Origin of the sequence: uncultured Anaerococcus sp., from assembly GCF_947253225.1 — a bacterium.
Classification (GTDB): Bacteria; Bacillota; Clostridia; order Tissierellales; family Peptoniphilaceae; genus Anaerococcus.
In genome coordinates this window covers 1-7,601 of sequence record NZ_CAMXYR010000061.1, presented here as the reverse complement: position 1 = coordinate 7,601, position 7,601 = coordinate 1, and the positions used below count along the sequence as shown (strand labels likewise).

General features: G+C 36.3%; 8 protein-coding genes and 1 pseudogene. 2 read left to right on the top strand and 7 right to left on the bottom strand.

What is annotated here, in order from left to right; translation table 11 throughout:
- Together Q0W95_RS06725 and Q0W95_RS06720 are read left to right on the top strand one after the other, a co-directional pair.
- A partial coding sequence (locus tag Q0W95_RS06725) for an albumin-binding GA domain-containing protein (RefSeq protein WP_297791154.1) occupies window positions 1–405 on the top strand: 405 nt, incomplete at its 5' end.
- 121 nt (window positions 406–526) lie between these two features.
- The gene (locus Q0W95_RS06720) at window positions 527–1,000 is read left to right on the top strand and encodes a PTS sugar transporter subunit IIB (protein WP_297791152.1); all 474 of its coding nucleotides are present in this window, start codon (window positions 527–529) and stop codon (window positions 998–1,000) included.
- A gap of 66 nt (window positions 1,001–1,066) precedes the next feature.
- On the opposite strand, the gene Q0W95_RS06715 is transcribed toward Q0W95_RS06720, so the two are convergent.
- From Q0W95_RS06715 to Q0W95_RS06685, 7 genes and pseudogenes are all read right to left on the bottom strand, one after another.
- Complete coding sequence (locus tag Q0W95_RS06715) at window positions 1,067–2,425, bottom strand: hemolysin family protein (RefSeq protein WP_297791156.1); 1,359 nt, start codon at window positions 2,423–2,425, stop codon at window positions 1,067–1,069.
- 121 nt (window positions 2,426–2,546) lie between these two features.
- Window positions 2,547–3,398 (bottom strand): Eco47II family restriction endonuclease, encoded by an 852-nt coding sequence (locus Q0W95_RS06710; protein ID WP_297791150.1) that lies wholly within the window; start codon window positions 3,396–3,398, stop codon window positions 2,547–2,549.
- 1 nt (window position 3,399) lies between these two features.
- Window positions 3,400–4,392, bottom strand: coding sequence for a DNA cytosine methyltransferase (locus Q0W95_RS06705; protein WP_297791148.1), 993 nt, complete (start codon window positions 4,390–4,392; stop codon window positions 3,400–3,402).
- 32 nt (window positions 4,393–4,424) lie between these two features.
- Window positions 4,425–4,601: a ribbon-helix-helix domain-containing protein gene (locus Q0W95_RS06700; RefSeq protein ID WP_297791146.1), complete on the bottom strand. Its 177-nt coding sequence runs from the start codon at window positions 4,599–4,601 to the stop codon at window positions 4,425–4,427.
- 239 nt (window positions 4,602–4,840) lie between these two features.
- The gene (locus Q0W95_RS06695) at window positions 4,841–5,476 is read right to left on the bottom strand and encodes a V-type ATP synthase subunit D (protein WP_297791144.1); all 636 of its coding nucleotides are present in this window, start codon (window positions 5,474–5,476) and stop codon (window positions 4,841–4,843) included.
- Between the two features lie 9 nt (window positions 5,477–5,485).
- Complete coding sequence (locus Q0W95_RS06690) at window positions 5,486–6,853, bottom strand: V-type ATP synthase subunit B (protein ID WP_297791142.1); 1,368 nt, start codon at window positions 6,851–6,853, stop codon at window positions 5,486–5,488.
- Window positions 6,853–7,601: pseudogene (locus Q0W95_RS06685) on the bottom strand (V-type ATP synthase subunit A); the annotation flags it as partial. The gene Q0W95_RS06690 and the pseudogene Q0W95_RS06685, both read right to left, overlap by 1 nt.

The following is a 7,601-nucleotide window of genomic DNA, read 5'->3' as shown; positions in this document are numbered from 1 at the left end:
GCTGATGCTGGAATTACTGGTCAAATCTTTATTGATAAGGTTAATAAGGCTAATACTCTTGAAGGTCTTGATAGTCTTGTAGCTGAAATTAAGGCGTCTCATGCTAAAAGTTCTGAACAAAAACCTGATGACCACGAAAAAGAAGAAGGTCAAACTCTTCCAGATAGTAAAATTAAGGTTCCAAGTAATCCTCATCCTTCAAATGAAGGAAATAAAGTTTCTGATAAGTCCACCAAACAAGCTCCGAGCCAAGTAGCTGATAAAGTTAACCAAGCTAAGGCAACCTCAGGTAGTGAAATAAAAACTAAGAACGTTAAAACAGGTATTAGTTCAATTTCTGGATTTGTTCTTGGACTTGTATCCTCCCTTGGAGCCTTCTTCTCCACAAAGAAAAAAGAAGATTAACCCAATGTAAAAGGTAGGCTCTCCTGCCTTTTACTATTTAATTTGACAAATAATTTTTTCAAATTATAATAAGTCTATAAAATAGAGAAACAATAAAAAATATTATTTATAAGGAGATTTTATGGCAGAGATTGTATTTACAAGAATTGACGATAGGTTACTCCATGGTCAAGTAGGTCGAGAATGGGTCAAAGAAGAAGGTGCCGACCTTATTGTTGTTGCAAACGACAAGGTGTTTGAAGATAGACAAGCTCAAAAACTTATGAACATAGCAACTCCTCTTTTTGCCGAAGCTGTTTTTTGGTCAATTGACAAAACTATAGCAGAAATCAAAAATAAATTTGAGGATCACAAGGCTCTTATTCTTGTTGAAAGCCCAGAAGATGCCTACAAACTAGTGGATGCTGGCCTTGACATCTCAAGTGTTAATGTTGGAAATATGAGACAACTTCCTGAGAAAGACGAAATCAACGAAAATGTATATGTTGGTAAGGAAGATAGGGAGTTTTTCAAAAAATTGAAAGATAAAAATGTAAGCCTAGATATCAGAACTCTTCATGCAGATAAACCAGCTGATGAGAATATCCTATTCTAGCTTCTTTCCCCAACTTAGGTTGGGGTTTTTCTTTTCTTAAAATAGGCAAAACAAAAGACCTTAGTGCTAAGGTCTTTCTGATTCATCTATCTTGTTGCCGTCATTTTCTTCTTCCTTGTTTTTTAACTTTCTAAGTCTAACGGCTCTGATTCTGTTATCCTCAATGTATAAAATTTTTATTTCATAGCCATTGTAATTTATAGTTACATTGGAATTTTCATCAGGTATGTAGCCGAGCCTATCTATGATAAAGCCAGCTAAAGAATCGTAGTTTTCGTTGTTTTCATCTATGGCGATATTGATTTTCTCGTTCAAATCCTTTATTCCTATCGAACCCTTAACTACAAAGACATCCCTGCTATTTTCCCTAAAGTCTGGTATATCTCTATCAAAGCTATCGTCGATATCTCCTACAATTTCTTCAATCAAGTCCTCCATAGTTACAACACCAGAGAAGCCACCATATTCATCTATAAGAATAGCCATATGTATGTGTTTTTTTTGCATATCAGAAAATAACTTGTCTGTTTCAATTTTATCTGGAGCAAAATAGGCTGGTCTTAAGATTTTTTTGATATCAACATTTCTAAGTCCCACCTTGGTAGCCTCTAGCAAATAATCTTTGGTATAGACTATCCCTAAAATATTGTCAACCTCATCCTCATAGACGGGAATCCTTGCGTGCTTGATTTTTACAAACTCACTCATATATTCCTTGTCCCTATCTCCTAGGTCAATCATAAAGACATCTGTCCTTGCAGTCATAATTTCTTCTGCAAGTAGGTCATCGAAGGTCATTATAGAATGAATCATCTTTGATTCCATAGGTCTTAGGATGCCTTGGTCTTCCCCAATTTGGACAATTGACTTTATCTGCTCACCTGTAACTTGTTTTTGGATATTCATTGCTTCTATACCAAATATCTTCATAAATAGATTGGTTACAGAAGTTGTTAGGATAACTATAGGCTTTATCAAAAATATCATAAACCTAGTCAAACCAACAGTAGATTGGGTGATTTCCATAGGATATATAACACCAATTCTTTGAGGTATTTTGTCAACAAAAATCACCTTGAGAATTGTATATAGAATTATAGCAAGAAGAATCATCCATTTTAGCGAAAGCATTCCTCCTAGGATAAAGCCATCCTGACTTACTTCCCTGAGCCTTTTTGCAAAGTAGGCAATGGTTAGGAGGGAGAAGATTATATTAATTATATCAAAGGACTGGTTGAGCCTATCTTGGTCAGAAATCAGTTTAAGAATTGCCCTTGACCTTGAATTTGTTTCCTTCTCTTCCTCTAGCTTTGAAGCATTTAGGGTAATCAATCCTGTGTGAATAGCTGTAAACACCCCATTTATCAACAAAAGGGCGAGTATTACAAGGCTTGTTATTAAGCTATGGTAGGGTCCAGTTTCCATCAAATTTATCTCCATTCTTTTTTATAATATCTAGTATTGACTATATACATACTTGTTGAAATTGTCAAAGTTATACCCAAAAATTACACCCTTAAGTAAAAGATTAGTCTAAAACTTTGATTCATTTCCTACCCCACAAACACCTATTTTCCCTAGCTAGATTAGCAAAGGAATTATAAGTTCTAAACCCTAACATATACATAGCTAAAAGCATCCCCCTATCATCTGAATCATTATCAAATCCTCGAGCAACTTTTTTAATATCCTCATAAACTGTATCCTCAGGTATCTTAGTTTCCTCAGCTTCATCAATTACTTCTTTAACTAAATCTGGTAAGGCCATACATATTTGATAGAAAGCATCCGCTTCTCCTGTTACTATCTCATAAAACTTATCTATACTCACCCTTCTAATTCTATTATGAGAAACTTTCTGCCTATCTACACTTGTGCTCCACACTATATTTTGTGAACATTTAGCAATGACTTCAACCAGAAAACACGCACAATCATCATCATTTAGGAGCTGATTTTGCATTTTCATATACGTTTTTGTAGCCGAGGCACTATTCATAGTATTGTGCTTATTTTTCATCTCAACAAAAATCTTGCTTACTTTATTTCCTTTATCTACTTCATAGCCATCTTTGCCCTCAAAAATCACATCCCAACCACCATCTTTCCCATTGTCAGGAACTCTACAGTTATCTATATACTCAAATAATCTTTGATGAAAATATCCTATTTCATTAGTGTTTGATTTATCCCTTTGTCTAAAAATTTCACTAGAAATTATTTGCTTCCAATCTTCGCCATAAACCGCCTTATCAAATATCATCTTTATAGGATCAACTGTATTTCTATTAAATTCTTTTATAGAATATGACTCAAGCTTTTTACCATATTGGGCTATGGTATTTGCAACGTGTTTCTTGAAATCTTCTCGATCAATAAAGTCTATCTCCCACTCCATTTTAATCCTCCTTAAAGGTCAAAGCTTTGATAATTTCAACTCCCAAACGTCTAGCTAACTCTACAGGCACAGCATTTCCGATTTGCTTATACTGCTGACCTAAGCTTCCCTCAAATTTCCAATCATCTGGAAAGCTTTGTATTCTTGCATATTCTCGTACCGTGAATGGTCTAGTTTCATCTGGATGGCACCTTTCTGTCTGCTTTTGACTTGGTGAAGTTGTAAGAGTTAAGCAAGGTTCATCCCACGATATCCTCCTAGCCATGCCTCTCTTCCCTCCACCTGAATAGTAACTCTTACCCATATACTCTTTTGCTAGCTCATCAGGTAAATCTACCCAACAACCACCTGCTGGAACAAGTTCCATGACTTGTTTCTTCTTTTCACTATATGGTTGGAAGGGACTATCTGGGACATTTTTAAGTACATCTTTCAAAACTGTCATAGTCTGCTCTGGCTTCGGATAGGTAAATTTAACTTTATCTTTTAAATCATTCCTTATACCAATAACTATAAGTCTTTGTCTTTTCTGACCGACCCCAAAATAGGCAGCATTTAAGACCTTATAATGAGCCTTATATCCTAGACTCTCAAATTCATGCTTTATAGTCTTGAAAGTCCTTCCCCTATCATGAGTCAACAACCCCTTAACATTTTCAAACAAAAACATTTTAGGCTCTGTTTCTTTAATACATCTTGCAAATTGAGCAAATAATGTACCTCTTGTATCACCAAATCCCAATCTTTTACCAGCATAAGAAAAAGCTTGACAAGGAGCTCCTCCACTAACCAAATCAACTTTTCCTTTAAATTCAGTAAAATCTACATTAGTAACATCATCTTCAATAACATTCCAATTAGGTCGGTTAGCTCTTAAGGTCTTGCAAGCATCATGGTCAAACTCTACAAAAGCCACCCCTTCAATCCCAGCCTCCTCTAATCCTAAAGCAAGCCCTCCACCACCAGCAAAAAGCTCTATATTTGTAATATTCATAATATCACCTATCCATAATTGTCTATGCTCCATTATTTACCTATCCTACTCTTATCATTTTCATAATATTTCTTAGCTGCAAGTCTTAGGAAAGCAGACAAAGACAAACCATAAGAATCTGCCATTTCACAAAGCTTTTTCTTTTCTGACTCACTCAGGGAGATAGATACAGTCATCCTTTTTTCTCTTTTAACTTCTTTATTATTCATAAAATAAACTCCTACTTTCCAATATTTTACATTAAAAATATATTTTTACTATGTAAATTCTCAATAATAATTAAATAAGAATATCTTGAAAAATATAGCTCATCTAGCAATATCGTATTTATCTTTTAGCTGGTGTACTCTTTACGAATTTAGAAAGCTAGAATTTTTTAATTATATCTAGTAATTAGTAAAACTACAAAAGGCTATGGGCGTTTAACCTCATAGCCTTTTGTATATTTTTATTTGTCTGAGATAATATCTTTTACCTTCATTAATCTTGATATTGTAGCTCTCTCGTTTTCTTCTAGTTTTGCCCTTATATATTTGATTGTTTCTTCAAGGTCTGGAATAGTCCTATACTCTAGGGCGTTTACTCTTCTTCTTGTGCTTTCAATCTCATCTGCCATAAGCTGGGTAGTTTTTTCTAGCTCAGCAAGTTCAAGCAGTCTATTCATTACATCACTTAGACCCTTGATTGCCTTATCAAGACCTGCCGATGTTTCTGCGTAGCCATAAGGGAACATGCTGGCATTTTCATTTTCTTCTACCTTAAATTCCATCTTAGGAATCCTTACACTCATGACATTTTTGATACTTATATCAACGCCAAGTTTTTGTGTAGGAAAGCTTACTGCTTCTTCTAAGAATTCTGGACTCATAAAAGCACTTGCAATGAGGAAGTCAGAAAAAGAATCCTCTAATTCCTTTTCTACTTCTTCTCTTAGTTTTTTGTTTTTCCTAATAAGCTCTAAGAATTGTCTCATTAACTCATCTTGCTTGTCTTTTAGTAGCTTATAGCCACGTTTACTTGTTGCAAGTCTGTCCTTTAATGTATTTAGATTCATCCTTGTTGGCGTTACTTTTAATCTTGCCATACCATGCTCCTAATCTAAATATTTTTCGATTAACTTATCGTCAATTCTCTTTAGCTCTGATTTTGGTATTATTTTTAGTAGATCCCATCCGAGATTTAGGGTATCTTCAATGGTTCTGTTGGTGTAGTAACCTTGGTTTATATATCTTTCTTCAAATTCCTTGGCAAATTTAGCAAAGGCAAGGTCAGCTTCTGATAGGGCAGAATCTCCCAAAATCTTTTGTAGCTCACGAGCATCAACTCCTGAAGCATAGGCTGCATAGATTTGGTTCATTGTGTCTGCATGGTCTTCCCTTGTTTTTCCCTTTCCTATACCTTTATCTTTAAGTCTTGATAGGGATGGTAGGATTGATACAGGTGGTTCAACTCCTTGGTTGTAAAGCTCTCTATTAAGGATGATTTGACCTTCTGTGATGTAGCCTGTTAGGTCTGGGATTGGGTGAGTGATATCATCTTCTGGCATTGATAGGATTGGAATTTGTGTAATTGTTCCTGGTTTGCCACGAAGCTTTCCTGCTCTTTCATAAAGAGTTGAAAGGTCTGTGTAAAGGTAGCCTGGATAACCACGACGACCTGGTACTTCCTTACGGGCAGCTGATACTTCACGAAGAGCCTCTGCATAGTTGGTCATATCTGTCATGATTACTAATACTTGCATATCTTTTTCAAAAGCAAGATATTCAGCAGCGGTTAGGGCCATCTTTGGTGTTGATAGACGCTCAATTGCTGGGTCGTCTGCAAGGTTCATGAAGAGAACTGACCTGTCTAAAGCCCCTGTTTTTCTGAAGTCATTCATGAAAAATTGAGCTTCTTCGAAGGTTATACCTATTGCTGCAAAGACTACCGCAAAGCCTTCATCATCTGATAACACTCTGGCTTGTCTGGCAATTTGAGCTGCTACTTGGTTGTGAGGAAGTCCGTTTCCAGAAAATATTGGAAGTTTTTGTCCACGAACTAGGGTATTTAGACCATCTATGGTGGAAATTCCTGTTTGGATAAATTCTGATGGATAATCACGGCTTACTGGGTTAATAGCTGTACCATTTACATCTCTTTTTTCTTCTGGAATTATGGAAGGACCATCATCTATTGGCTCTCCTAGACCATTAAAGGCACGACCAATCATGTCTTCAGATACACCAAGCTCAAGTGGTCTTCCCAAAAATCTTACTGAAGTAGATTTGAGGTTGATTCCTGTAGAACCTTCAAAAAGTTGAACCATGGCACGGTCTTTGTTAATTTCAATAACACGACCACGACGGCGTTCCCCCGTTTGCATTTCTATATCTACAAGTTCATCAAAGCTTACACCCTCTACTCCCTCAACGAGCATAAGAGGGCCAACTACTTCAGAAACTGTTTTATATTCTTTTAACATTATGCCTCCCTTATAAGCTCATCAATTTGCTTATCTATTTCATCTCTAATTTCTTTTATGCTTTCTAAATCATCTTCAGAAATTAGTTTTAGTCTTGTAATTCTTTCACGAACTGGAAGCTTCTCAATAGCTTCTAGGTCTACCCCATGAGCAAGTGCCTCCAAGGACTTGTCATAATTGTAAAGAATTGTTGCAAGCATCTTATCTTGCTTAGCCAATGAGCAGTAAGTATCCACATCGTGGAAGGCGTTTTGTTGGAGGTAGTCCTCCCTGATGGACTTAGTTACATCAAGCTTCAACTTATCATCATCAGATAGAGCATCACGTCCTACTAGCCTTACTACTTCTTGAAGACCTGACTCTTGTTGTAAAAGGCTCATGGATCTTTTTCTATTCTTAGAGAAATCTTCATCAACAGCCCCATCAATATACTTATCCATCTTATCTTGGTAGAGAGAATATGATGATAGCCAGTTAATTGCTGGGAAGTGCCTTTGGTAGGATAGGTCATAATCAAGTCCCCAGAATACCTTAACTATACGAAGGGTTGCTTGGGTAACTGGTTCTGATAAGTCTCCTCCTGGAGGGCTTACAGCTCCAATAACTGAAAGAGAACCTATATCATTTCTAGATCCTAAAACTTCAACCTTTCCAGCTCTTTCATAAAAGTCTGCAATCCTACTTGCAAGGTAAGCTGGGAATCCTTCATCTCCTGGCATCTCTTCAAGACGACCACTCATCTCACGAA